This window comes from Psychrobacter pacificensis, assembly GCF_900101915.1.
Classification (GTDB): domain Bacteria; phylum Pseudomonadota; class Gammaproteobacteria; order Pseudomonadales; family Moraxellaceae; genus Psychrobacter; species Psychrobacter pacificensis.
Genome location: NZ_FNAL01000030.1, coordinates 1 through 24,273 on the forward strand (window position 1 = coordinate 1; position 24,273 = coordinate 24,273).

At 44.1% G+C, this 24,273-nt stretch carries 20 protein-coding genes and 2 tRNA genes; 6 read left to right on the forward strand and 16 right to left on the reverse strand.

Annotated features, from left to right (window positions below; genetic code table 11):
- Positions 1-436 precede the first annotated feature (436 nt).
- Complete coding sequence (locus BLR43_RS12245; RefSeq protein ID WP_227517158.1) at positions 437-1,459, reverse strand: serine/threonine-protein kinase; 1,023 nt, start codon at positions 1,457-1,459, stop codon at positions 437-439.
- Positions 1,460-1,540: 81 nt separating this feature from the next.
- Here BLR43_RS12245 and BLR43_RS12250 point away from each other — a divergent pair, with 81 nt between their 5' ends.
- Positions 1,541-2,485: an ATP-binding protein gene (locus BLR43_RS12250; protein WP_071003442.1), complete on the forward strand. Its 945-nt coding sequence runs from the start codon at positions 1,541-1,543 to the stop codon at positions 2,483-2,485.
- 59 nt (positions 2,486-2,544) lie between these two features.
- On the opposite strand, the gene BLR43_RS12255 is transcribed toward BLR43_RS12250, so the two are convergent.
- The 7 genes from BLR43_RS12255 to gyrA form a co-directional block, all read right to left on the reverse strand.
- On the reverse strand, positions 2,545-3,684 hold the full coding sequence (locus BLR43_RS12255; RefSeq protein WP_093071307.1) for a ribonuclease Z: 1,140 nt from the start codon (positions 3,682-3,684) through the stop codon (positions 2,545-2,547).
- A 32-nt stretch (positions 3,685-3,716) separates the two neighbouring features.
- Positions 3,717-3,989, reverse strand: a complete 273-nt coding sequence (locus tag BLR43_RS12260) for a hypothetical protein (RefSeq protein ID WP_075106295.1) — start codon at positions 3,987-3,989, stop codon at positions 3,717-3,719.
- Positions 3,990-4,090: 101 nt separating this feature from the next.
- Entirely contained in the window at positions 4,091-4,759 is a 669-nt protein-coding gene (locus tag BLR43_RS12265) for a glutathione S-transferase (RefSeq protein WP_093071308.1), read from the reverse strand.
- A 192-nt stretch (positions 4,760-4,951) separates the two neighbouring features.
- The gene (locus BLR43_RS13890; RefSeq protein ID WP_227674305.1) at positions 4,952-5,179 is read right to left on the reverse strand and encodes a hypothetical protein; all 228 of its coding nucleotides are present in this window, start codon (positions 5,177-5,179) and stop codon (positions 4,952-4,954) included.
- A gap of 28 nt (positions 5,180-5,207) precedes the next feature.
- A complete protein-coding gene (gene rarD, locus BLR43_RS12270) occupies positions 5,208-6,083 on the reverse strand; it encodes an EamA family transporter RarD (protein ID WP_227674304.1) in 876 nt (291 codons plus the stop codon).
- A gap of 237 nt (positions 6,084-6,320) precedes the next feature.
- Positions 6,321-7,391 (reverse strand): EamA family transporter RarD, encoded by a 1,071-nt coding sequence (gene rarD, locus BLR43_RS12275; protein ID WP_093071309.1) that lies wholly within the window; start codon positions 7,389-7,391, stop codon positions 6,321-6,323.
- Positions 7,392-7,532: 141 nt separating this feature from the next.
- On the reverse strand, positions 7,533-10,340 hold the full coding sequence (gene gyrA, locus BLR43_RS12280) for a DNA gyrase subunit A (RefSeq protein WP_093071310.1): 2,808 nt from the start codon (positions 10,338-10,340) through the stop codon (positions 7,533-7,535).
- Positions 10,341-10,916: 576 nt separating this feature from the next.
- Here gyrA and BLR43_RS12285 point away from each other — a divergent pair.
- Together BLR43_RS12285 and BLR43_RS12290 are read left to right on the forward strand one after the other, a co-directional pair.
- Positions 10,917-11,198, forward strand: coding sequence for a hypothetical protein (locus BLR43_RS12285; protein ID WP_058025545.1), 282 nt, complete (start codon positions 10,917-10,919; stop codon positions 11,196-11,198).
- A 56-nt stretch (positions 11,199-11,254) separates the two neighbouring features.
- Entirely contained in the window at positions 11,255-12,106 is an 852-nt protein-coding gene (locus BLR43_RS12290) for a methyltransferase domain-containing protein (RefSeq protein ID WP_093071311.1), read from the forward strand.
- Positions 12,107-12,139: 33 nt separating this feature from the next.
- Here the strand turns inward: BLR43_RS12290 and BLR43_RS12295 are convergent, their stop codons facing one another.
- From BLR43_RS12295 to BLR43_RS12325, 7 genes are all read right to left on the reverse strand, one after another.
- Positions 12,140-13,465 carry an ABC transporter ATP-binding protein gene (locus BLR43_RS12295; protein WP_201587882.1) on the reverse strand — a complete coding sequence of 442 codons (1,326 nt, stop codon included), beginning with the start codon at positions 13,463-13,465 and terminating at the stop codon, positions 12,140-12,142.
- 114 nt (positions 13,466-13,579) lie between these two features.
- Positions 13,580-15,256: an ABC transporter permease gene (locus tag BLR43_RS12300; protein WP_093071312.1), complete on the reverse strand. Its 1,677-nt coding sequence runs from the start codon at positions 15,254-15,256 to the stop codon at positions 13,580-13,582.
- Between the two features lie 175 nt (positions 15,257-15,431).
- Positions 15,432-16,565, reverse strand: a complete 1,134-nt coding sequence (locus BLR43_RS12305; RefSeq protein WP_093071313.1) for an extracellular solute-binding protein — start codon at positions 16,563-16,565, stop codon at positions 15,432-15,434.
- Positions 16,566-16,842: 277 nt separating this feature from the next.
- Complete coding sequence (locus BLR43_RS12310) at positions 16,843-17,565, reverse strand: 16S rRNA (uracil(1498)-N(3))-methyltransferase (protein WP_093071314.1); 723 nt, start codon at positions 17,563-17,565, stop codon at positions 16,843-16,845.
- Complete coding sequence (locus BLR43_RS12315) at positions 17,562-19,163, reverse strand: 3-deoxy-D-manno-octulosonic acid transferase (protein ID WP_093071315.1); 1,602 nt, start codon at positions 19,161-19,163, stop codon at positions 17,562-17,564. Before BLR43_RS12315 ends, BLR43_RS12310 begins: the two co-directional genes overlap by 4 nt.
- Before the next feature lie 119 nt (positions 19,164-19,282).
- Positions 19,283-20,782 carry a tetratricopeptide repeat protein gene (locus BLR43_RS12320; RefSeq protein WP_093071316.1) on the reverse strand — a complete coding sequence of 500 codons (1,500 nt, stop codon included), beginning with the start codon at positions 20,780-20,782 and terminating at the stop codon, positions 19,283-19,285.
- A gap of 109 nt (positions 20,783-20,891) precedes the next feature.
- A complete protein-coding gene (locus tag BLR43_RS12325; protein WP_093071317.1) occupies positions 20,892-22,529 on the reverse strand; it encodes a cardiolipin synthase in 1,638 nt (545 codons plus the stop codon).
- 424 nt (positions 22,530-22,953) lie between these two features.
- Here BLR43_RS12325 and BLR43_RS12330 point away from each other — a divergent pair.
- Positions 22,954-23,029, forward strand: a tRNA-Val gene (locus tag BLR43_RS12330).
- A gap of 37 nt (positions 23,030-23,066) precedes the next feature.
- Positions 23,067-23,143: transfer RNA gene (locus tag BLR43_RS12335), tRNA-Asp, on the forward strand.
- 343 nt (positions 23,144-23,486) lie between these two features.
- On the opposite strand, the gene BLR43_RS12340 is transcribed toward BLR43_RS12335, so the two are convergent.
- Positions 23,487-23,801, reverse strand: coding sequence for a hypothetical protein (locus BLR43_RS12340; RefSeq protein WP_093071318.1), 315 nt, complete (start codon positions 23,799-23,801; stop codon positions 23,487-23,489).
- A gap of 225 nt (positions 23,802-24,026) precedes the next feature.
- On the opposite strand from BLR43_RS12340, the gene BLR43_RS12345 reads away from it, so the two are divergent.
- Positions 24,027-24,273: transposase (locus BLR43_RS12345; protein WP_143007442.1), on the forward strand; the 247-nt coding region annotated here is incomplete at its 3' end.

Consider the following 24,273-nt stretch of genomic DNA (forward strand, 5'->3'; position numbering starts at 1 on the left):
GTATAAGTATATGATTTATATACATTTTATAGTTTCTCGATTAATACCTTTTAGCTGTGTATTGGATTACTTAATAATTACCTCTAAATTACATAAAAAACCTAATAAAATCAATATGATTACCTATATTACCTAGTTTGCATACCACCCCAAAAAATTTAAAAACATCAAAATAAGATGGTGCGCTGGGCACGCTCACAATCTGCTTATATCTTACGTGGGATTACTATGGGATAGCCCTACCTGCTTAACCCAACACTACATTCTAACAATATCATGTACTTAGCAACCCCAAAACCCTGAAATTAATAATCATAGAGGTTTCGAGTCTCTCCAGCCCCACCATTTTCGGATAGTACATCTTAGACCAAATATTAAAGCCTGCTTTTTAGCAGGTTTTTTTGTGTCTGTCATTCAGCATTTCCAGTTATAACCTTTATAAATTTGCTATCACCTCATCCATACTCTGATACCTTTTCTCTATTCGCTTTGCCAATGCTTTATCAACAATACTTTGATAGCGAACATACTCTAGCGGTAATTTTGGAATAGACTGCTGGCAGTGCTGAATGGCCCAATCTGTCATGGACTGATTACTTTGAGGGTCTATATTAAATGGTCGCTTCCCTACCAATATCTCAACCATCATGATACCGAAGGCATAGATGTCACTTTGTATCGTTGCTCTTTGTTCTTGCCAGCGTTCAGGTGCCAAATATGCTGGTGTTCCGCCAGAAAAATTTATTGCGTTTGGTCGATCATTTCTTTGGGCTAATGCAAAATCTGTCAATAGTAAGTCAGGCACTATACAATCACTATCGGCGTGACTTGTTAGATTATCACTGAGCAAAATATTACTGGGTTTAATATCATTATGAAGCCAGCCAGCGTTGTGTAGGTTGCAGACTAAATGAGCAGACTCTTTGATCAAATCATGTTTTTGCTTGTCTGTTAATGACACATGGTGATTCAACAGCTTAGCTAAGCTGCCGCTTTCATAATAAGGCATGACCAATACCATTAACTGCTGGCTCTGTTCTAATGTGTCGACCTCTACATTGTGATAGGCCAATAGAGGTGGCGTAATAGAGCTAACTTGGGTTTTCTGCGAAGTATATAACGCTTGCAACACGCTTATTTCATGAGTTAAATCTGAGACACTTTGAAGTCTAATTGAAGTGGCACATAGCTCCCATTTAATTATCACGCTACCATACTCTACATGGCGTGCACGCGTTATACCTTGATAGCAGCTTTGCTTGCTGCGTTGTTTGGTAATTTGCGTTTTACTCTCTTGGGTTTGCTCTGTGCTTCCCTCTCTGTATTGTTGACTGATACGCTGATGCACTATTTGGGTATATTGTAACTCTGACAATGCTTGGGTAATGACTGGCAATAGTTGTCCAGATTGCGCTTGCAAGGCTTGTGTAATAGGCAAATTACTGGCACTATTTTTCACAGTGTTATCTCTCATCATATTATAGAGTCGCAATCGCGCACTATCGTTTTACCCAACCGCCACTTTACCGCTAGAGTCATTATGTCACAGTCTAACAATTATGCCCTGCCCGCCCCTTTATTAGTATTGCTTAGCCAGTATCTACAAGAGCACGTCACACCAACCATTGAGATTGACCCAAGCCAGCTTGCGTATCGCTGGGTCGGTGGACGTACTGGTCACCTACAGCCTTTGTCTGTCAATTTATTTTTGAGCTTGGATGATTTGCAAGGTATTGATGTGCAAAAAGCAAAGCTGGTACAAAACACCCGCCAGTTCCTAAAAGGCTACCCTGCCAATCACGTCCTGATGACAGGGACACGTGGTGCCGGCAAATCCTCGCTGATTCGCGCCCTACTACAAGCCTATCACAGTGAAGGGTTACGCATTATCGAGATTGCGCGTGATGATCTACAGGTGCTAGACAAGATTCGTGCCGCGATTAATGCGCTGCCAGCGGACTGCGCTTGTCGCTATATCGTCTACTGTGATGATTTGGCATTTAACGGTCAAGATGAGAGTTATCGGGCGCTAAAAAGCGTGCTTGATGGCGCGCTTGATTCTGAGCAAGACAAGCTACTGGTCTATGCCACCAGTAATCGCCGTCGCTTGCTACCACAAATGATGAAGGACAATCTTGATATTTATAATGGGCAGACGGATGAAGTCAATCCTTATGAGACCATTGACGAGACCGTGTCATTATCAGATCGATTTGGCTTGTCCTTGACCTTTCATCCTATGGATCAGCAGACTTACTTACAGATTGTGCAGCATTATTTAAATTTAGAGCAACGGAAAATTTCAGCTCGCATTGATACTGATATTGAAATGGATGTGGACGGTGAAAATCTACCTGACAAAATCAGAATGGACGCCTTGCGCTGGGCATCTGAACGCGGTGGACGCTCAGGTCGAGTCGCTTATCAATTCAGTCGTTATTGGAGTGGCAAAACACAATTGGCTATTGAAGACCGTAAATCATAGCTGCTAAGCCATATCAGCTGCTAAGCCATATCTTTGAAACTATCTCTTTACAGTCACGCCTAATTGCTGCGTGCAGAGCCTACATACTGCACGCGACTCTCCTTTTGACTGCCCGCTTGATTGTCTACCAAGTCGGTAGCCCCATTGACGCTATATTGAGCAAAATCTGCTGCCAGCCATAGATTGCCGTTATAGACACTTTGCGCATCTAAGCGGATATATGCCATGTTTGGTGTTTCACTATCTGGATTGTCAAAGCTCTGATAACGAGCGCTAAAGTGAGTCAAAATGATGTTTTTCAAGCTCATTTTTTGTGCGAAAGTACCTACTATATGCGCGCTACTATGCATGGGGTCAAAGTCAGGGTTGCGGGCTTGAATGGCCATCATGACCTCATGCGTATAAGTGGCCTCATGCACCAATAAATCAGTATCAGCAACTGCTTCACTCAAACACTCTGGTGTGTCATTATCCCCTGCCACCACTACTTTTGTCCGCTGCACATCATCATGAACATAGTCTGCTGAATGTAAGTGCTGACCATCCTCAGTGATGACATTTTCGCCTTGTTGCAGCTTGCCCCAAAGCGCGCTTGCTGGAACACCATCCGCTATAAGTTTACCTGTATTGAGCGTGCGACGATTGATCATCTGCGTGATACCAAACCCGTAAGACGGCACGCGATGCGATAATGGATAAACCTCTATCATGAGCTGATGTTGATTATCCAAGTCAATTTTTACTTTACCTTTATTAACTTCTTGCGACAACAGATTTTCTATCGACATAAAATTGAGGGTAAATGGCAGATATAATTCAGTATGTAGGATAAAGGCATCAAGCAGCGCCGAGATGGCTTTTGGTGCAATGATCGTCAGTGGCTCACGGCGACCTGACATCGCGGCACTCGCCAGCAGCCCTGGCAGGCCATAACAGTGGTCGCCATGGACGTGCGTAATACAAATAGCCGTCAATTGACGTAAGGAAAGTTTGGTATGCAGTAACTGCTGCTGTGTGCCTTCGCCACAATCGATGAGTAGCCACGGGCGCGACTTTTTATTTTGACTGTTGCTATGCAGCTGGTTGCCTTTTGATGAACCAGACGCATGAGGATTCAAGCACTCGATTGCCAATGCCGTTACATTACGCTGCTTAGTTGGCACGCCTGCGGAGGTGCCCAAAAAGGTTAATTTTAGCATAGGTCATGTCTTTTATTTATTAGAGGCATGGGTTAGGACCGTTGGCATATCATGGTTTTTTGACCGTCAACCATTTGCCCACCATTGGCCGTACATTCATTAACCATATTAGATTCATAAGATTTCCAGCCACCATAAAAACTAGCGGCGCACAGAATCACAACCAGTAGTTTTTGTGACCAAGATTTGATAGATACTTGCTGGTTATCAACCAGTTGCCTATTTTGCAAGTTATGATCTAGCGACTGCTTAGCATCTGTGTCTTTCTTTGTTTTTGCATGATGCGATGTATTCAAGTCTGTCATTATTTTATCCTAAAAAAGGCTTTGCTTATGAATAAACAAAACCTTTTATCTAATATCACCTCAAGTATTGAGAGGTGTTTAAGTGTTTATACAAGTATCTTTTAAAACTGCAGTGTTCCGCCCTTTGCCTCAGCACGCTTAAAAGCGGGACGCTCTTGACAACGCTTGAGCCAGTTCAATAGATTGGCGTATTTAGATTGATCCATACCTGCACGCGCATTAGAGGCGGCGACTACGATATACATTTGAATATCAGCGGCACTGAACGTCTCCCCTGCAAACCAATGACTGTCTTGGAGATGCTGCTCCATCAGATTTAGGTTGTTGATAATATTATTGTTGATCATGCCATCTTCAACTTGTTTACGGATACCTTTACTGATCGGCTTGATGAGCATAGGCGATCGTTCAACGACTTTACTAAATACCAGACGCATAACTAACTGTGGCATCGCCGTGGCTTCGGCAAAATGCAACCAAAAAGTATAATCTTCCCACGCCGCTTCATTATCATCAGTAGGCTTAAACTGATGTTCTTTATCATAGTGTCTAAGCAGGTATTCGATGATAAAACCGGACTCAGCCAAAGCGCGATCACCCACTTCAAGCACCGGCGTGTGTCCCAACGGATGCACTTTTTTTAAGCTCTCAGGTGCAAGATAGGCCTTAGTACGCTCGTAAGTGGTCAGCTCATAATCTAGCTCCAACTCTTCTAGTAGCCACAAAATACGAAACGAGCGCGAATTGTTTAAATGATGCAGAGTTAACATAAACCGTCCTAGTTATATATTGTTTTAAATCAGCCATAATCTCTTAAATATGGCGCCACGTTTTGAATTAGACATGACACCACTGTTCTCGATAATAGCGTAATTTATGCCCCTTTGACACTGCAACTTTGTAGAACTGTGACGAAAGTACGGCCTGACAAGTCAGCTCTACATATATCTAGGACACGGTCATCATCCGCATGATTCTACATATAGTGCTTCAATCTTGCGCGTCATCTTATCGATCTTTTGCTGATATTTTTTGATTTGACGGAAACGGTGCGCAATTAGCACGCCTTTGATACCGCGATTTTTGAGACGGCGGCGCGGCGGAAAACTGCCCACTTGTGGCTCATTGTAGCCATGTAAACGGTCTTCACGTTTGCGCGCCAGATAACCCAACGCGCTATCAGCAATCATAATCAGCAATCATAATCAGCAATCATAATCAGCAATCATAATCAGCAATCATAATCAGCAATGCGATAAAAATCATGCTATACATCAGCATGGAGCCGCCTTCATGTAAGTTACGTTCCAAAATCGCAATCGAAAATATGAATAAAAATACCGGCTCAAGGTAGCACAAAGTCCCAAACAACGAGACAGGTAGCTTTTGACTCGCAACCATCGTCAGTGACATCGCAGCAGTACTGATGATGCCCAGTAATGGCAACAGATACCAAAGCTTATGGTTAGTGATTGCCACCTCAAAGCCACCATTCATATATAACGCAACCAATACGACTGGTAGCAACAATACAAGATCAGAGATCAAGCCTGTGATAGACGGTACGGCCAGTTTACGACGCAGCAAGTAGTACGGCGGATAACCCAAGCACACAAACAAAGTCGCCCAAGAGATCGCACCATATTCAAAGATATCGTAAGCAACACCAAGACCTGCACATATAATCGCAGCCCACTGTAGCAAGCTCATGTCTTCATTATAAAAAAAGCGACCGACCACGATCATTATCATCGGGTATAAGAAGTAACCCAACGTCACCCCAAGCCCCAAGCCATTGACCGGAGCCCACATAAACATCCAAATTTGCGCACCCAAAATTGGAGTGGGTAATATAAATAAAAACCACTCTTTTGCGTTTTTTAGTGTTTTTAGATAATCAAAAATATGCTGCCACTGCTTTAGCACACTCACTAGCAGCACCAGACTAAAAAACATCGTGAGCACACGCCACGAAGCAACTTGCGTACCTGATAACGGTTGCAATAGCAAACCAAATAGGAACAGCAATGAGTATAAAAAATTTGCAGCCATAGCCGTGATCGTACCCTGCGAGGTTTGGTTAGTAGTCAACATCACAACAGCCTTTAGAGATTGGGGCACATCCTTTGCAATTTAAAAAAAACAAAAGCCTCAGACGATAACGTCTGAGGCTTTTGCATATAAGGTCGTCGCGCAATCTAAGATAAACGCTTTTAATGTATCTTGCTACATCATGGGCGGCATTATGTCAAAGTCGGAATAGATAAGCAACGCTACTGTGCATCTAGTGCATTAATTTCTACATCCAGTAAATTTAATGTATATAAGTGCTTATTTTGCATCAAATTGTTCGAGTTTTTGCTGTATCTTATCCATCTTTTTTTGATAGCGACGGATTTTGCGAAAGCGATGCGCTTTTAGCACACCATCAATACGCTGATTGATAAAATGACGGCGCGGCGGAAAGCCGCCGACCTGCGGCTCTCTATATCCATGCAAGCGGTCATTACGCTGACGAACGAGATAGCCTATCGCACTATCGATTATCATGACCACTAGGGCAAGTGTAATCATGCCGTACATAAAGAGCGAGCCACCTTCATCAAGACTTTGACTCAGAACGGTAATGGACAACACAAATAACAGTAGCGGCTCTATGTAGCTCAGCGCCCCAAATAGCGAGACCGGCAACTTGCTACTCGCAATCATCGTCAGCGACATTGCCAGTGCACTAAAGGCACCCAGCAATGGCAGTAGGTACCAAAACTTCATATTTTGTGCCGCCACACTAAAACCACCAGTGAGATAAAGCATGATCAATACCACTGGCGTCAGCAATGTCAAATCAAACAACAAGCCAGTAATGGGCGGTACAGCAAGTGTACGGCGCAATAGATAATACGGCGGATAGCCCAAACATACAAATAGCGTCACCCAAGACACCGAACCATATTGAAAAATGTCGTAGCCAATACCGAGCGCTGCCAGTATTGCTGCCGCATACTGCAAGACACTCATATCCTCACGATAAAAAAACCGACCAAGCACAATCATTACAAGTGGCAATAAAAAATAGCCCAAGGTGACATCCAAGCCAAATCCATTCACAGGTGCCCACATAAACAACCAAATCTGGCCGCCCAAAATCGGAGCAGGCAATATAAATATCAGCCATTCTTTCAAGGTCTTAAGCGTCTTTATATAATCAAAGACATGCTGCCATTGCTTGGTCAAACTGAGCAAAACAATCAAACTGAGCAGCATCATCAGCACGCGCCATGAGGCTACCTGTGTCCCCGTTAAGGGCAGCATAAACAGGCCAAACAAAAACATCATCGAGAATAAAAAGCTCGACGATACCGCTGCGACAGTTCCCTGAAAAGTTTGATTGGTCGTAAGCATAACAACAGCCTTAAAAGTAAAATCCTATGTACATTATTAAGAAAAAGTGAATAAAAAATAAAAACCTCCGACGACAACGTCAGAGGCTTTTTTCTAGGACAATGATCAGAAACTAGACTGAAAAGCTAACTACCAAGACTATTACTCGTCATCGTCTACTGCATCATTATCCAATGTATAATCGTTGGCAATATCGATAGCGTCGTTGGCATCGCTCAAAGCGGTATCGTCAGTTGCAGCATCGATATCTATCTGCTCCTGACCTTCCACCTCAAACGTCCCATCTTCTTTCATCGCATCGACTAATTCATCATCGCCCTCTTCATGCTCAACACGCGCCATAGCGACCAACTTTTCATCTTTTGGCAGACGAATGAGCGTGACACCTTGGGTGTTACGACCAGAGCTCGCGACATGCTCAACTGGCGTACGTACCAGCGTTCCTTTGTCAGATATTAAAATAATATCATCAGTAGCGTCAACCTTAGTCGCTCGCACCAATGCGCCATTACGCTCACTGGTCTTAATGGCGATGACACCACCACCGCCACGGTTTTGCGTATTAAACTCTTCGATAAGGGTACGCTTACCAAAGCCGTTTTCACAAGCAATTAGGATTTCATGTACATCATCTTCGATAACGACCAATGACTTGATAAATTCATCAGTAGCCAAACGCATACCGCGGACGCCTTTCGCTGTACGGCCCATCGCGCGAGCATCATTCTCATCAAAACGAATCGCTTTACCACTTGAAGCAAATAGCATCACTTCTTGATTGCCGTTGGTAATACGAGCGCTGACCAATTTATCACCATCTTCTAGACCAACCGCGATCAAGCCGTTTGAGCGAATATTGGCAAACTGCTTCAGCTCTACGCGCTTCACTGTACCATTAGCCGTGGCAAAGAATACGAAAGGTGGCTCTGCTTGATTGCTATCTTCTACCGAATCGTCATCATTGCTATGCTCTGATACTTCACTTACTACTGATGTATCTTCCACAATTTTTGGAATTGGCAATATCGTCGTAACGGTTTCGTCGCTATTTAAACCAATTAGATTGACCAACGGACGACCACGAGCACCGCGACTGGCAATCGGCACTTCAAACCCACGTAAGCTAAAAACGCGGCCACTGTCAGTGAAGCACAATACCGTAGAGTGCGTTGAGGTCACGACCAAATGGTCAATCACATCATCTTCTTTCATTGCCGTAGCAGACTTACCTTTACCGCCGCGCTTTTGTGCAACATAATCGTCAATCGGCTGAGTCTTGGCATAGCCAGTACGCGACACCGTCATCACAACAGTCTGCTCAGGAATCAGGTCTTCACGGCTGAAATCCATACGTGAATCGATGATGTCGGTGCGACGCTCATCACCAAAGTTATCACGAATCTCAATCATCTCATTAGAGATAATGCTCATCAGCTTATCAAAATCACCCAGAATAGACTCTAAATGAGTGATTTCGCGTAGTAAGTCTTGGTATTCTTCGGTCAATTTATCTTGCTCAAGACCCGTCAAACGATGCAATTGCATATCTAAAATCGCATTGACCTGCTCAAGTGACAAGCGATAACGCTCTTCGCCTTCGATCAGACCAAACGGCGCTTTAGGATCTTCGCCTTCGATAAACTCAGGACGTACTGATTGACTGCCAGCAGCCGTGAGCATCGCAACGACACTACCTGAACCCCATGTATTATTCAATAAGCTTTCGCGTGCGAGTCCACGGTTTGCAGACGCTTTAATCGTCGCAATAATCTCATCGATGTTGGCTAATGCAACCGTTAAACCTTCTAGCAAATGACCACGAACGCGGGCTTTGTTCAATTCATAAATCGTACGGCGCGTCACGACTTCTTGACGATGACGGACAAATGCAGCGATAAGCTGACGCAAGGTCAATAGTTTGGGCTGACCATTGTCTAGCGCGACCATATTGATGCTAAAGCTAGACTCAAGCGGCGTTTGTAGAAATAGGTTATTAACGATAACTTCAGCAGTTTCTCCGCGACGCAAGTCAATAGCGATACGCATACCTTCTTTGTCAGACTCATCACGAATCTCGCTGATGCCCTCGATTTTTTTATCACGAACAAGCTCTGCGATACGCTCAATCAATTTGGCTTTATTCGCCTGATAAGGGATTTCGGTAAATACGATGCGCTCACGATCACGGTTGACGCCAGTATTGCTCATCGGCTCAATATGATAACGACCACGAATATGTAAACGGCCTTTACCCGTGCGATAAGCATCTAAAATGCCTGCGCGACCATAGATAATACCGCCTGTAGGGAAATCAGGACCTGAAATATGTGACATCAGCTCTTCGGCTGAAACTTGTGGGTTTTCGGCATACGCCAAACAAGCGTTGATCACTTCGGTCAAGTTATGCGGTGCCATATTGGTCGCCATACCAACAGCAATACCTGTCGCGCCATTGACCAATAAGTTAGGAATACGCGCTGGCATTACGCTTGGCATGCGCTCAGAGCCGTCGTAGTTGTCTTCCCAATCGACCGTATCTTTGTCCAAATCTGCCAGCATCTGATGAGTCAGCTTGGTCATACGTACTTCGGTATAACGCATGGCAGCCGGAGGATCATCATCGATCGAACCAAAGTTACCTTGACCATCAACCATTGGGTAGCGCAAGCTAAAATCCTGCGCCATACGGACGATGGCATCATAGACAGCACTATCGCCATGTGGATGGTACTTACCGATCACATCACCAACCACACGAGCTGATTTTTTGTACGGTTTATTATAGTCGTTTGATAGCACGTGCATGGCGTACATCACGCGGCGGTGTACAGGTTTGAACCCATCACGCACATCAGGCAGCGCACGCGAGACGATCACGCTCATCGCATAATCCAGATAGGATTGCTTTAATTCATCTACGATGCCAATAGGACTGACCGATTCGCTCATATACACTCCTTCACTCACATTTTTTTCTAACGTTGACACATCGCTTATGGCACCCACAGATCATATAAAAATACTGCCACATAAATAAATTGGGCAGTCATGATCAAAATACATACCATAAAAAAACACTGCTACACGTGCAAAACAATAGGAAAATAGTGATACGGTTTTTGTTAAAAACAATGTTTAATAAAAGAAGCTATTTTAGCACAAATTTGCTGATTTAGGGGGTTCTGACCACCATTAAAATCAAGCTAGGCGGTTCATTTGCAGTGATATTTTGAATCACCCCTACACTCTAAAATAATTCTAATGACAGGTTTTTTTTGATTGGCTGATTTTGCCATTTTTACAGACGAACTTACAACCTGCTGAGCAAAGAGATACTCCGTCCATCTTAGCTGAACAGAGCCTACCAATTGTTCTAACATGAGCTAATGGGTTTCATAAGTATATGATGATTTAAATTGGTCAATGAGGCCATTTTTTTAGTGACGCTGGACAAAAAAATCCTAAGCGTTACACTAACTCATCTTTTATAGAACTCGAATAACGACCTAACAGGCTACTTTTATTATGGATATCATTCTTGCAATTGTTTGGATTTTAGCAATGGTGCTATATAGCTTTTCGAGCGATTATGTTGCTAGCTTTCCTAACCATAACAATCGCGCTGTACCCTATGTCCGTTGGGGAGCACTTTTAGTCGCCATGGCTTTGTCAGCATATTTAGCAAAAGCCTATCAAGAAAACCTACAAGGCAACGGTATGTGGGTATTTGTTATCGTCGTATTTGTCATTATTGTTTTAGCCAAGATCGTCTTTAAATGGGTCATTAATAGACGTTTGAAACGCTAAGCTATACTGAATATTTTTGTTGCTCTCAACCTTTCCGCTATTGATCTGAACGCCTTATGACAACTGAACATCAAAACAACCAACTTGGCCTAAACCAAGCCACCGCACCAGAAGACACACGAGCAGATCGTAGCTTCGATACCATTGCCGATCATTTTGAAAAAAAGGTCTATGGCGGTTTAAAAGGTGAAATCCGATTGGCGGTATTACGCCGTGATATTGTTGAATATAGTGCGCAGATGAGTGAAGCGCTTGGACGACCGCTGCGTATCTTAGATGTGGGTGCAGGGCTTGCACAAATTGCCATAGAGCTTGCTACTCAAGGTCATAGCGTCGTCATCAATGACATCTCAGCAAATATGCTTGAGAAGGCAAAAGCAAACGCTGAACAAATCGATCAAGCGCTGGATATCACATGGTACGTCTGTCCATACCAAGCGCTTGAAGAAACGCTAGGTAAAGAAGAAAACGATAAGTTTGATTTGATCCTATCGCATGCGCTACTTGAATGGTTGGCAGAGCCTGCTGCCGTCATGGACTTCTTTGATCAATATCTAACCGATGATGGCGCGCTATCTTTGTGCTTTTATAATCCCGCAAGCTTTGATTATCGCAACCTCATCATGGGCAATTTTAATTTACTCGATAATACAGACTACAAGGCGGACAATAAGAAAAGCCTCACACCCAATCATCCCGTTGCTAAAGAAGAAGTGGAGTCTTGGTTGAAGGCGCATGACTATCAGACGGTACGTAGCAGTGGTCTACGGGTATTTCATGACTATGCACCGCTCAAGCGTGGCGGGCATAACGATCCAGATGCGGTGATAAGGATGGAGCTGCGCTACTCACAATTAGAGCCATACAAATGGCTTGGACGGTATTTGCATATTCTGGCTAAACGGTAAACTTAGACAACCGCTCAAAAGCTGTGAAGGCTGCTAAACGTCTTCATCAACTCTCGATGATCTGTCATATTCTGACCAAGTGGTGGCATTGACCTCTTTTTCGTCAAACACGACCACATGCTCCAATAACGGCAAGATACCAATATGTGAACCAATTTCATGATTATGATGGCTAGCAACCAGTGATAATATGGTCTGTCCGTCATCTAACTGTAGACGGTACAAATAGTTGGCACCGCGGAACACTCGCCCAATCACCAAAGCTGTCTGCGTACTATCATCATCATGGATGATATCGTCAGGACGCACGAGCACCTTGATTGGGGTACCATTTGGATAATCATATTCGCAGTACTGTGGTTGTCCTGATTGATCATAGACTTCCATGCGGCGATAGATATTGCCAAGCGCCGTCTCCACACGTCCTTCTTTGATGATACCGTCTATCATCGCGCCTTCGCCGACGAACTCAGCGACAAAAGGACTGACAGGCTCATGATACAGCTCGCTTGGTGTTGCCCACTGTACCAATCTGCCCTTATCCATCACCCCGACTTTATCTGCTAACGCAAACGCTTCGTTTTGGTCATGAGTGACCAAGATTGCCGTAGTATTGGTACGTTTGAGAATGTCACGGACATTCATTGCCAAGGATTCACGTAATACCACGTCCAGATTAGAAAATGGCTCATCAAGTAGTAGTAATTTAGGCTTCGGTGCAAGCGCCCTTGCAAGTGCCACACGCTGCTGCTGACCACCGGACAGCTCATTTGGACGTTTATCCGCATGCTCCGTCAGTTCGACCAAGTTTAGCATCTCAGCCACACGAGCTTTTTTGTCAGCCGCTGACCATTTATTGAGGCCAAAGGCAATGTTTTTTGCCACGCTCAAATGACCAAAAAGCGCATAATCTTGAAACACCATCCCCATGCCGCGCTTGGCTGGTGCCACGGCAAAAGAGTCTCGAGCTGTTTTTTCCGTTAGACGTTGATTGTTTAAATGGATAGTACCGCCGCGGCTTTGCTCCAGTCCTGCAATCGCTCGCAATGCCGTGGTCTTGCCGCAGCCACTATAGCCCAAGAAGCAACCAATCTCTCCTTGCTCAAGCATCAACGACATGCCATTAACTACAATAGTATCGTCATAGCCGACAATTAGGTTTTGTACACTAAAATATGGATTGGTCGCGATAGTGCTCTCAGTATCTTGGCGCGCAGTATCGGCTTGTTCTACAGGCTTGCTACGTTGAAACTGGGTTGTCCGAGTTTGCACGACTGGTGATTTTTTGACAGGAGTACTACGTGCTCCAGTCTTTACTGACTGAGCGTCTGACGAGTCGTTCATTGAATCAGTGTACATAGACAATCCCAGTTCGCTATTAGTAAATACAATGTTGGATAAAGCAGTAAAAATGATAATATAAGTTGGATCAAGCACCATTAAACATGGCATATTTATAAGCAGCAATGGCGGTTAGCTGTGTTTGTCACTTTGACGCAATAGTATCCAAACAGGAAGCAATCCGACCAGTACAATCAATAAACTTGGTAATGCTGCCCGCCCCCACATGCCTTCGCTTGTCATCTCAAACACGCGCACCGCCAGTGTATCCCAGCCCTGCCTGCGTGTCATCAATGTGATCGGCATCTCTTTCATCACTTCGACAAATCCCATTAACAATGCCGTTAGTACCCCAGGACTAAGCACAGGTAGCATCACATGACGCCAACGCTGGTACGCACTGTCACTAAGCAGTTTCGCTGCGGCCTCTTGATTGACGGTCAATCGTTGTAACTGCCGATCCACTGGCTGAAAACTCACCGTCATAAAACGCGTCGACAATGCCAATAGCATAACGATCACACTGCCTGAGAGCACCTGCTGCGAGGTGATACCAAAAGCAATCATTTGATTGTCTAGCCACGCAATAGGAATAAAAATACCCACTGCCAATACCGTACCTGGCACAACGTAGCCTAAATTAGCGAGCGTGGTCATCAGTTTAGTCGATTTATCAGGATATTGCCGCTTGATCCACGCAATAATCACTGCCAAAAAGGCAATAAAAACTGTGGTCATACTAGCAATCATAAGGCTGTTAGTCACAAAATCAATATAGCGCGCATCAAAATCTTGGCGAAAATTCAGTGCAGTCCAATAAATCAGCTGCAAGAACGGTATTAGAAAAGCCAGCAAAAATACAAACGTACATAGCAAGCTCATCCCTATTTTGGCAGGAGTACTGGCGTCGAAACGCTGGTTGCTGCCTTGCGTAATCGAACTGCCGCGCTTGGCCTGCCAATACTGCTCAAACAGTACTACAATAAAAATCACACCGATGAGCAAGGCTGCTAACTGAGCCGCTGTGGTCAAACTAAAAAAGCCAAACCACGCCTTATAAATAGCAGTGGTAAACGTATCGACATTGAATACCGAAACCGCGCCAAAATCTGCCAATGTCTCCATACTTGCCAGCAATAAGCCACCGATGATCCACGGCAGTGCTTGCGGTAATGCCAACCGAAAAAACACGCGGCTACGGCTCAAACCTAGCATCTGGCCTGCTTCAATCGCCCGCCGACCTTGCGACAAAAACGCCTGACGCGCCAGCAAATACACATAAGGATAAAATGCCAGCGACAACACTAAACCTGCACCCCAGACATTACGTACCGAGGGAATCGCTGTCGTGATACCAAAATCGCGCAGTCCTGTCTGTAACGGCCCACTAAAATCCACAATACCAATAGTGACAAACGCCAATACGTAAGCCGGTATGGCAAGCGGCAACATAAGCGCCCACGAAAAAAACCGCTGACCAGGGAAGCGGTACATGCTGGTTACCCAAGCGAGAACCGTACCAATGGTCCCCGATATAACCGTCACCATAAACAGTAAAATCGCGGTATTTTTGAGCACTTGCGGCAGGACATACTCTGCCATATGCGTCCAAATATCGGCGACTGGTTGCGTCCACGACAAAAACACGATCAAAATCGGCACCAGCATAAACAACGAAATCAGCCCTAAGACTGATTTCGAGATAATACGTTTACGAAGGGCATAGTCTTGACTGACCGTCTGATTGTCATCAGCTCTGCTACTGATTGGATCTTGCTCGCTAACAGACGCATCTGGCGTTGTGATCATAGTATCATTACCGTGTCATACTCACTCATCGAGGCTTTTTAAGCATAGACCAAACTCAAAACCGTCATTACTTTAACAACTAACTCTTAATGACTTATTTTTAAATGCTGTTCTTTAAAAACTGTCCTTTAAAAAAGATGATTTTGAGCTTGGTATCACGATGACTGGCAGTCTTTTATTTATAACCCGCTTTGTCCATCATTTGAATGGCTTGAGTTTGTAGCTCACCAAATTTCTGTACGTTGATATCGTCTTTTTTGAACTCGCCCCAAGATCTGAGCATTTCTGACTCATCCACCCCTTCTTTGACTGGGAATTCTTTGTCTGAGCTGGCGTAAAGGCCTTGCGCCTCATCAGATGACAACCACTCAATCAGTTTAAGTGTACCGTCTGGATTGTCTGACCCTGTAACCACGCCCGCGCCTGAAACGTTTACATGTGTACCAGTGGTGCCTTGGTTTGCCCAGAATATTTTCACAGGGAAGTTTGGTTTTTCGTCTAATAGACGGCCATAGTAGTAACTATTGGCGATACCAACTTCACACTGACCAGCAGCAATCGCCTCTAGCATGGCGGTATCATCACTGAACACGTCAGTGGCAAGATTATCAACCCAACCACGGATGACAGCTTCTGTTTTTTCTTCACCCAAATGCTCTATCATGCTGGCCACAAGTGACTGGTTGTATACCTTTTTAGAAGTACGCAAGCATAGTTTGCCTTTCCACTTTGGATCCGCCAAATCTGCATAAGTCGATAATTGATCGGCGCTAACTTTGCTTGGGTCATAAAAAATCGTACGCGCGCGCAGTGATAGACCTGTCCACTGACCTTTTGGATCGCGATACTTTGCAGGGACATTGGCCTCTAGCACAGACGACGCTACTGGCTGTAGCAACCCTTGCTGAGCCGCTTGCCATAAGTTACCCGCGTCCACCGTCAGTAGCATGTCAGCTGGAGTGTTTTGACCTTCCGCTTGCAAGCGCGCCATCAGTGGGCCAGTTTTGTCTGTGACAAGTTCAATCTTGACACCAGTCTGTTCAGTATAGCGATCTAGCAATGGCTTAATCAGCTGCTCATTACGTGAAGAATAAATAGTAATTGTTTGACCATCTGCACTGGTCGCACCGTCATCATTAGCTGCTTGCTGTTCAGTTTCAGTACCAGCTGCTGTTGTCTCTGTCTCCGCACTGTCTTCGGTTGTAGAAGAATTGCTACAGCCAACCATCCCCAACATCAGGCCAAATATGGCAGCAGACAATACAGGCTTGGTGGTGACTAGATTAGTGCGGATGGTGTTCAGTGGCATGGTTTTCCCCATAGTAATGCGATAAAAAAGAGACGGCAAATAGTGAGATAAAATGGTCAAAGCCCCTATTTGTTGGGATTCGTTGGACCATAATCATGGAAACAACATACTAATAGAAATGAGATTAACTATCAATACATTTATCTAACCCAAGATGCTGAAATTATTTGGCTTATTAGTCATTTTCTAAAGCTAAGTTGTACCCAAAACGGCTCTTGTGTTTTTGTACTCCTGCACTCTTGGGAATGGCAAATATATTAACGAATATCACACCAATTTAGAGCAGCCACTGCCCTAACATAACATTGACCGCCGCTTCTGTACGCAATATACGCGGCCCTATATGTACTGGCGTGCACCCGTGTGCGGCGAGTAGCGCTATCTCATAATCGATCCAACCGCCTTCAGCACCGATGCAGACCAAACTGGGCAATTCTAATGTTGTATCTAATTGTCGAAATTCAGAAAATGACTGCTCAGCATAAGGGTGTGCAACGATGGCTTGATTACTCACCAAACTGGTAAGCGTATCCTCGACAAATGGCTTAAAACGTTTTTGTAGCGTAATACGAGGTGCAATCGTATCAACCCCTTGTTGCAACCCTTCTAATACAAATTCATCAAGACGCTCAAGCAGCGGACTTTGCCAATAGCTTTTTTGCGTGCGATAGCTGTTAACAAGCACAATATCGCGTACGCCAAGCGCCGTCATATCCATGATCAAACGCCGCAATACTTTGGGACGAGGTAAGGCTAAAACCACGGTCAGATCCAGTTTGGCTGGCGGGGTAATAGCGAGCTGAACATCGTATAACTGAATACTATCAGCAGCAATGTCCTCAATGACAGCCGTACCAAGATTGCCACCTAGCTGCCCAATTTTGAGCGTGTCACCGACTTTTGCGCCCAGTATGTTATTGACATGGTCGACTTGCACCACGTCATTGATCTTTGCCGTGTTTGCAGAGAAATTTTCAACGGGCAGTAATATACAATTCATAATATCTCTTGCCCTAAATTTTTAGGATAATACCGTTCAATAACATCCTCAATCATAGCCAGTTGACGAGTCAACACTGCTTGCTGTTGTACGGTTATTGTCTCACCCGCCTGTCCTGCCTGCGTCGCTAATGGTAAATCACTTAACCAAGCCTCTAGCTGCTTATAAATAAGTGCGATGTCATCAGTGCTATCAGTACCGTACTGATGATTTACTGTACTTTTAGCGCACTCATTTGAGCTATTTATCGTCATTGGACGATAAAACTGATTGTTTGGCTGATATAAAGCGCCCACCTCGGCCAGTTTATCGACCACACTTTGGCACGATTGGGTGTGACGACCCATGATAATAGGCGTTGCCACGCTCGCAGGTTCAACGGGATTGTGTCCGCCTATGTCTACTAGCGACCCTCCAACCAATGCGACATTTGCCAGTGTATACCAAGTCATCATCTCACCCATGCTGTCCGCCAGATAGACTTGCGTGTCTGCATTGATGGCCTCATCAAAACTGCGCCGTGCCATTGTTAGACCAGTCTTTTCGATCAATGCTGCGACTTCATCAAAACGCTCAGGATGCCTAGGCACGATGATCAGCAACGTATTGGCTAGTGCTGTCTGCGACAATAGCTGCTGATGTAGCGATAGCGCCGTCTCTTCTTCGCCGTTATGAGTGCTTGCTGCCACCCAAACTGGTCGGTCTGCTATCGCAAACGCTTTTGCCAGCGCATTTTTTTTAGCGAGCGCATTTTTTTTAGAGGGTATCTGCGCACTTGCATCTTTTGCATCAACAGCTAAATTATCGGAATCGATAGCTTCCACATCAATTTTAGGCGTATTGATGACCCACTTTAGCGACCCTGCCACGCGGATCTGTGCGCTATCCGCCCCTAATTGACGAAAGCGTTTGGCAGAATCGCTGTCTTGCGCAATGATGAGCGCAAGGTTTTTCATCATGCTGCTGCTCACCGCACCAATTTTTTGATAACTTTTAAAAGAAGACGCCGAGAGTCGACCATTGACTAAGATACTTGGTATCTGATGCTCAGCAAGCTTGGTCAAGATATTCGCCCATAGTTCAGTTTCGACAAACAGTGCGGCGATAGGCTGTACATGCGTCAAAAATGTCTCAATCACGGTAGGAGTATCAACGGGGACATAACTGTGGCTCATGCGGTTTTGAGCGATTGCATCTGCAAACCGACTGGCACCGCGAGCAAAACCTGTCTGCGTGGTATTGGTCAACCATATCTGATAGCCACTAGCCAGTAATGCGTCTAATAAAGGTGCAACCGTATTGGTCTCACCCAACGATACCGCATGACACCAAATCACACCTTTATTACTGTGACCAGTAATCGCTGGACGCGGTGGATATTGCTTGCCAAAACGCTGCGCCACTTCTTGCTGATAATTGTCACGTTTGTGAGAGCGCCGCCATACTTGCAGACGGTATAGCGGCTTTAGCACACCGATCAGAAATTGATAATAAAATGGCGTCTGATACACCGCACGATCAGACAATGAATTATGACCTGACAACCTAGTGTCAGTCGAATGGGAAGAGGTGTCAGATGGAGTATGAGATGATGGCATGGAGTAGCCCAGATTAGTAATGAATCAAACAGCAGAAAGGTAAATATAAAAACGCGCCAATTCTACCTGAAATCAGTGCGTAACCATAAACTTTTAAAAGTTTACTGAGTAAATAGCGATTAGACGATAATCAGTATCAGTACCGCAACCACGATCACTGCACCAAACAGTAACTGATAGCGCTTGATACTGTGCTGCTCTTGTTTTTGCGTCGTGATCAGCGCCTGCGCCTGCTCCCATTGAGACACAAGGTTTGCCGCCTCTATATGACCATTATCTGCCGCTTGCTCTAGCCAGTATTTACCACTATCTATATCTTGAGGAATACCAACACCTTGATAGTAGAGCTTGCTAAGTAAGCGCTGGGCACGGCTGTCGTTTTTGCTAGCGGCTTGCTTCACCCATTCCACACCAGATTTTTTAGCGTCCTTGTCATCTGCCGTGAGTCCTTCGCCAAGCAACTCATACATGGCCAAGCGCAGCATGGCAGCCGTATTACCCGCTTCTGCAGCCGCCTGTAATGCTAGCAATGCTTTATTTTTTGCTGCTATATGATCGTCTGAAAAGACCAATTGATCTCGTGGCTTGTCCTGCTTGGCAATGTGCCGCTCAAACTGATCGAGGACTTTGCAAGCCTGCTGATATTCAGTCACGCCTGCTGTTTGCGGCACCTCAATCTCATCTAACTCTATGAGCAGCTGGGTAAATAGCTCTGGTGTCGGTGGGGTTTTCACAAATGACTTAGATTTAATAACTGGCGATTCTACCTTCGTCAGCTCAGGTTTTATTTGAAGCTCTGGTTGGCGCGGTGCGGTACTCACTAATGGTTTAGATACAGTAGTTGCAGCAGAAGGGCGCTCGATATTGGCTGATACTATATTAACATCATCGAATTCATTATTTACTGGTACGTCCTCTGATGCCTCATAATGACTAGCAGGTTGACTTGTACTGATAGTCGTACTCGAATCTGTCGTTGAGTGAAGGCTTTGGGTCGTATTATGCGTTGCTGACTCAGTCTTTAAATAACTAAGAGTATCTGTATTATTAGCTTGATCCGATAAATCTGGCAATCTTGCGCTGACTGCTTGATACAACCCACCAGCTACTTGCCCGCCTTGTACCGCTTCAAATAGCCGATCAATATTGCCAAATAGACGCAGCCCTATTGGCTCTAAAGGAAAAAATAAAGGCAGCGCATCAGTAGCCGCATTATTATCACCATAGCCAACGGCCATATGCTGATAAAAGTCATCGGTAATCAATGACAGCTCAGGATAGCGTTTGCGTAGCTCAAACTGCCCATACCAATGGGGCTTATTTTGCCACTGCTGTGCCAATACGCGACCTGCATAAAACGCCAAAAACACCATAAAGTTGCGATAGTGCTCATCGACCAGTAATGTCGCCTCGTCCCATATACCGCCTTTCATCATGTTGCGGCGTACCTGAGACAATAGCGTGTCGATACGCTGTAAGCTCTCAAGCGACTCATCTAGCGCACAATTATGTAGCTCTGTCTCATATGCGATACCACCTGCGATAGGACGCCCAGCTAAGAAATCTTGCCAGTAACCTTCTGCAATATAATCGAGTGGTGTTAAGGGCGAGGCAGACATAGACAGGCGTGTCCTTTTTTAGATAAGTTAATTATAGAGACAATGATAATGATTAAAAATATGAGCATAGAAAACACGGACAGGTTACCTTAACCTAAAATTGAGCGTGCTACAATAAAGGACTAAACAAGCGTACAACATTATCAAATAAGCGTTTTGATCCATGGCGCTGCTGCCACTCTTCATTGCCCAAAATACGGCAACTTTGTAAATATATTTCTTGACAGTCAGCCACTTGAGCAACCATCTCTGGCGTATAAATCGCCAAGCTGACTTCCATATTTAAATAAAAACTGCGCATATCAATATTGACCGTACCAAACAGACAATAGTCGTCATCGATAACCACGGTTTTTGCATGTAGCAACCCCCCTCGAAATAGCGCAATGGTCACGCCAGCATCCAGTAGCTCTTGATAATAAGCTTGTGAAGCATGCTGCACCAAAAACGAATCGACTTTTTCAGGAACAATAATCGTCACCTCAACGCCGCGCTTAGCCGCTATCGTCAGCGCACCTGATAGCGACTCATCGGGTACAAAGTATGGGGTGGTGATACGTATGCGCTTATTGGCACGGTGAATCACAGTCACTAACGTGTTGTAAATCACATGCGCTGTCAGCTGCGGTGCTGACGGTATGAGCTGTGCCATCACCTTGTCTACGACAGGCATCTTTGGTATCACAATTGAAGTGCTACCGATACCTGGCTGCTCGTGATAATCAATGTGATCGCTCAATACTTTTACGCGACTGTTTAAGTCGTTGATGGTCGGATCCATCACATAGAGCTTTCGCGTATAGTTATTGACTCGCTGATTGAGCGCATCTAGGTTTTCGTTGTTTTCGGCGCCGATATCAGTAACAATAGCTTTGGCCATGGCGGTATTGATACTAATAGAGTGTTGGCTGGTGGTTCTAATCGCCACATCAATCCACTGTCCGACATTTTTATTTTGCTTAAAAAACCTCGGATCGACCAAATTAAAGCTACCGATATAGCCAATATATTCGTCAATGACCACCATCTTACGGTGATTACGTAAATCAGAACGTTTAAATAAGGTCTTAAGCAGTCCCACTGGCAGCGACTGATGGACAAACACACCGGCTTTTTCTAATTTACGATGGGCACTACTATTAATAAAACTAAAGCTACCTACACTATCTGCCAATATGTGACACTCAACGCCGCGCTGAGCGGCTACTGACAACGCCTCTATCACATCGAGCACTTGTCCTTTTGGATATACAATATAAAACTCCATAAAGACAATGCGCTGCGCTGCATGGATATCCTCAATCAAACGCTGAAAGATCGATGCAGGATCTGTTAACAACTGCATTTGATGATCGGGAAATACTCCCAACCCTGTCCAGCGCGTTCCTATTTGGCTCACACCGCGGTATTTGATGGGTAGCAGATCTTGTCCTTTATCAAACACCAGATGCTCGCGCCGTGCCATGTCATTCATCATGATGCTTGCTTGATCCACGCGCTCACGGTAGCGTCGTCCAATCATCGGCTCACCTAGTAGTATGTATGCAAACAGACCGAACACGGGCACGGTATAAAGCACTGCAATCCAAGCAATGGATACACCAATATTACGCTGCACTGATACAACGCGTAACGTCATAACAATCATCAGTATAATATGAAATATCAGACCTAGACCTGCGTACTCTCCCCACGTCCAGTTAGTAAAGATCTGCCCAATCGTAAAAATATCTATGCTACTCTCCATCAATCACGTTCAATAACTCAAGCATCAATAGTATATAGGCTATTTTTCATCAAACAACCGTTAACGACAATCGGTCACATCCAAAACACCTTAATAAATTACTGCGCTATATCATTGTTTTTAATAATATAAAAAAAATTATTCATCATTAAATCGTAAAATAGTTAAAATAACATTTGACAGCCAAGTGTAAATCTATATAATACACACCCACAGCAAGGGGACTTACTTAGATAAGCCCAGCTGATTAAGTTAACATTGAGTGTGACAGCTAATGTTAATGAAGCAATACAGAAATTCTATTTAAAGAATTTCTCTTGTAGTAGAAGTTATACCTTATATTGGGTACTGAGCTTCTAGAATTTACAAAAATGTAAATTCTCTTGCGCTCGGACGAAGCAGTGCTTCGTTTGCTCCTCACTCAGGGTGATTAGCTCAGTTGGTAGAGCGTCTGCCTTACACGCAGAATGTCGGCGGTTCGAATCCGTCATCACCCACCACTTCTTAGCAAGTGGCTAAACAAGCTAAGAGACCTAAGCAGCGGTAGTTCAGTTGGTTAGAATACCGGCCTGTCACGCCGGGGGTCGCGGGTTCGAGTCCCGTCCGCTGCGCCATATTTAAAACTTAAGTTTTATACAAGTTTCGCCTCAAACATAACTTTGTTTGAGGTTTTTTTGTGTCTGTATATTCTGCTTGGACATTGTTTATGACGATAAATACTATTAGATAAAATAAGCAACGAAATTGTAAAAGATGTTGATAAAAAAAGAACTAAATCAGTTGCAATTGAACTGAAAGAAATAGTCGCCAAATCTAATCAGCAACTAACAAAAGAGCTCTACCAAAAACTGCTCACTTAACTAGAGTAGCCCAACCATTACATGTTAAAAAATTAATATGCTTGAAAGCCACCTTACTGCTGATCTTAATGATCAATATATAAATTTCACGAGAAATCTACTTTTTATATAGGCTGTACATTGAGTTGTATAAAGATTCTACTAAATGAAAAATAGCATCTATATCATTCAGATATTTCCCTTTTTCATGTTGGAAAATATACCTACTTTCTACAAAAACTGATGCATAATCCAATAAATCTTTTTCTAGATTCCTACCTGTATCACTCTTATAGCTATCAATAAGATATCTAAATAATTCTGAATCTTTGGTGGAATAACCGTCAAATAATCTGTCTAGATTATGGCCATAATTGTTGGGATTTACTATTTTTCTATCCTCTAACTTACCTTGATTTTCCACAACTTCCACGTCAAAAGCTTTAAAAAAAAGCTCGGCTGAAATTCCTAATAAGGTCAAAAGCGGATAAATAGTATCGACACTATCAGGTTCTAAATCTTGATAGATTTTTGATGCAGTACGGAAATATTTATCTCCATGAAACAGGATTTCAGCATCATAATAATGTAACTATCCCCTAAAATAACACAGCTCAAACGTAGAATTTCTTATAAAATACCCATAAGGAGTTTTGATATGAGCAAACGAATGACTGAGACCCAAATAGTATCCATTTTAAAAGAAGCAGAAGCTGGAATACCTGCTAAAGAGCTGTGCCGTAAATACGGGATTGCTAGCTCGACTTTCTATAAATGGCGCTCCAAGTACGGTGGTATGGAAGCTTCTGATGTTAAGCGATTAAAAGAGCTTGAAGAAGAAAACCGTAGGCTCAAACAGATGTATGCTGATTTAAGCCTCAAAGCGCAAATGCAGGAAGAGATCA

Excerpts from the sequence above, each read along its gene's own strand:
- rarD (WP_227674304.1), bottom strand. The coding sequence starts at position 6,083 with ATGTTGACTACTAACCAAACCTCGCAGGGTACGATCACGGCTATGGCT.
- BLR43_RS12295 (WP_201587882.1), bottom strand. The coding sequence starts at position 13,465 with ATGTACACTGATTCAATGAACGACTCGTCAGACGCTCAGTCAGTAAAG.
- BLR43_RS12305 (WP_093071313.1), bottom strand. The coding sequence starts at position 16,565 with ATGCCACTGAACACCATCCGCACTAATCTAGTCACCACCAAGCCTGTA.
- rarD (WP_093071309.1), bottom strand. The coding sequence starts at position 7,391 with ATGCTTACGACCAATCAAACTTTTCAGGGAACTGTCGCAGCGGTATCG.
- BLR43_RS12310 (WP_093071314.1), bottom strand. The coding sequence starts at position 17,565 with ATGAATTGTATATTACTGCCCGTTGAAAATTTCTCTGCAAACACGGCA.
- BLR43_RS12290 (WP_093071311.1), top strand. The coding sequence starts at position 11,255 with ATGACAACTGAACATCAAAACAACCAACTTGGCCTAAACCAAGCCACC.
- BLR43_RS12250 (WP_071003442.1), top strand. The coding sequence starts at position 1,541 with ATGTCACAGTCTAACAATTATGCCCTGCCCGCCCCTTTATTAGTATTG.
- BLR43_RS12260 (WP_075106295.1), bottom strand. The coding sequence starts at position 3,989 with ATGACAGACTTGAATACATCGCATCATGCAAAAACAAAGAAAGACACA.
- BLR43_RS12265 (WP_093071308.1), bottom strand. The coding sequence starts at position 4,759 with ATGTTAACTCTGCATCATTTAAACAATTCGCGCTCGTTTCGTATTTTG.
- BLR43_RS12315 (WP_093071315.1), bottom strand. The coding sequence starts at position 19,163 with ATGCCATCATCTCATACTCCATCTGACACCTCTTCCCATTCGACTGAC.
- BLR43_RS12255 (WP_093071307.1), bottom strand. The coding sequence starts at position 3,684 with ATGCTAAAATTAACCTTTTTGGGCACCTCCGCAGGCGTGCCAACTAAG.
- BLR43_RS13890 (WP_227674305.1), bottom strand. The coding sequence starts at position 5,179 with ATGATTGCTGATAGCGCGTTGGGTTATCTGGCGCGCAAACGTGAAGAC.
- BLR43_RS12300 (WP_093071312.1), bottom strand. The coding sequence starts at position 15,256 with ATGATCACAACGCCAGATGCGTCTGTTAGCGAGCAAGATCCAATCAGT.
- gyrA (WP_093071310.1), bottom strand. The coding sequence starts at position 10,340 with ATGAGCGAATCGGTCAGTCCTATTGGCATCGTAGATGAATTAAAGCAA.
- BLR43_RS12325 (WP_093071317.1), bottom strand. The coding sequence starts at position 22,529 with ATGGAGAGTAGCATAGATATTTTTACGATTGGGCAGATCTTTACTAAC.
- BLR43_RS12285 (WP_058025545.1), top strand. The coding sequence starts at position 10,917 with ATGGATATCATTCTTGCAATTGTTTGGATTTTAGCAATGGTGCTATAT.
- BLR43_RS12320 (WP_093071316.1), bottom strand. The coding sequence starts at position 20,782 with ATGTCTGCCTCGCCCTTAACACCACTCGATTATATTGCAGAAGGTTAC.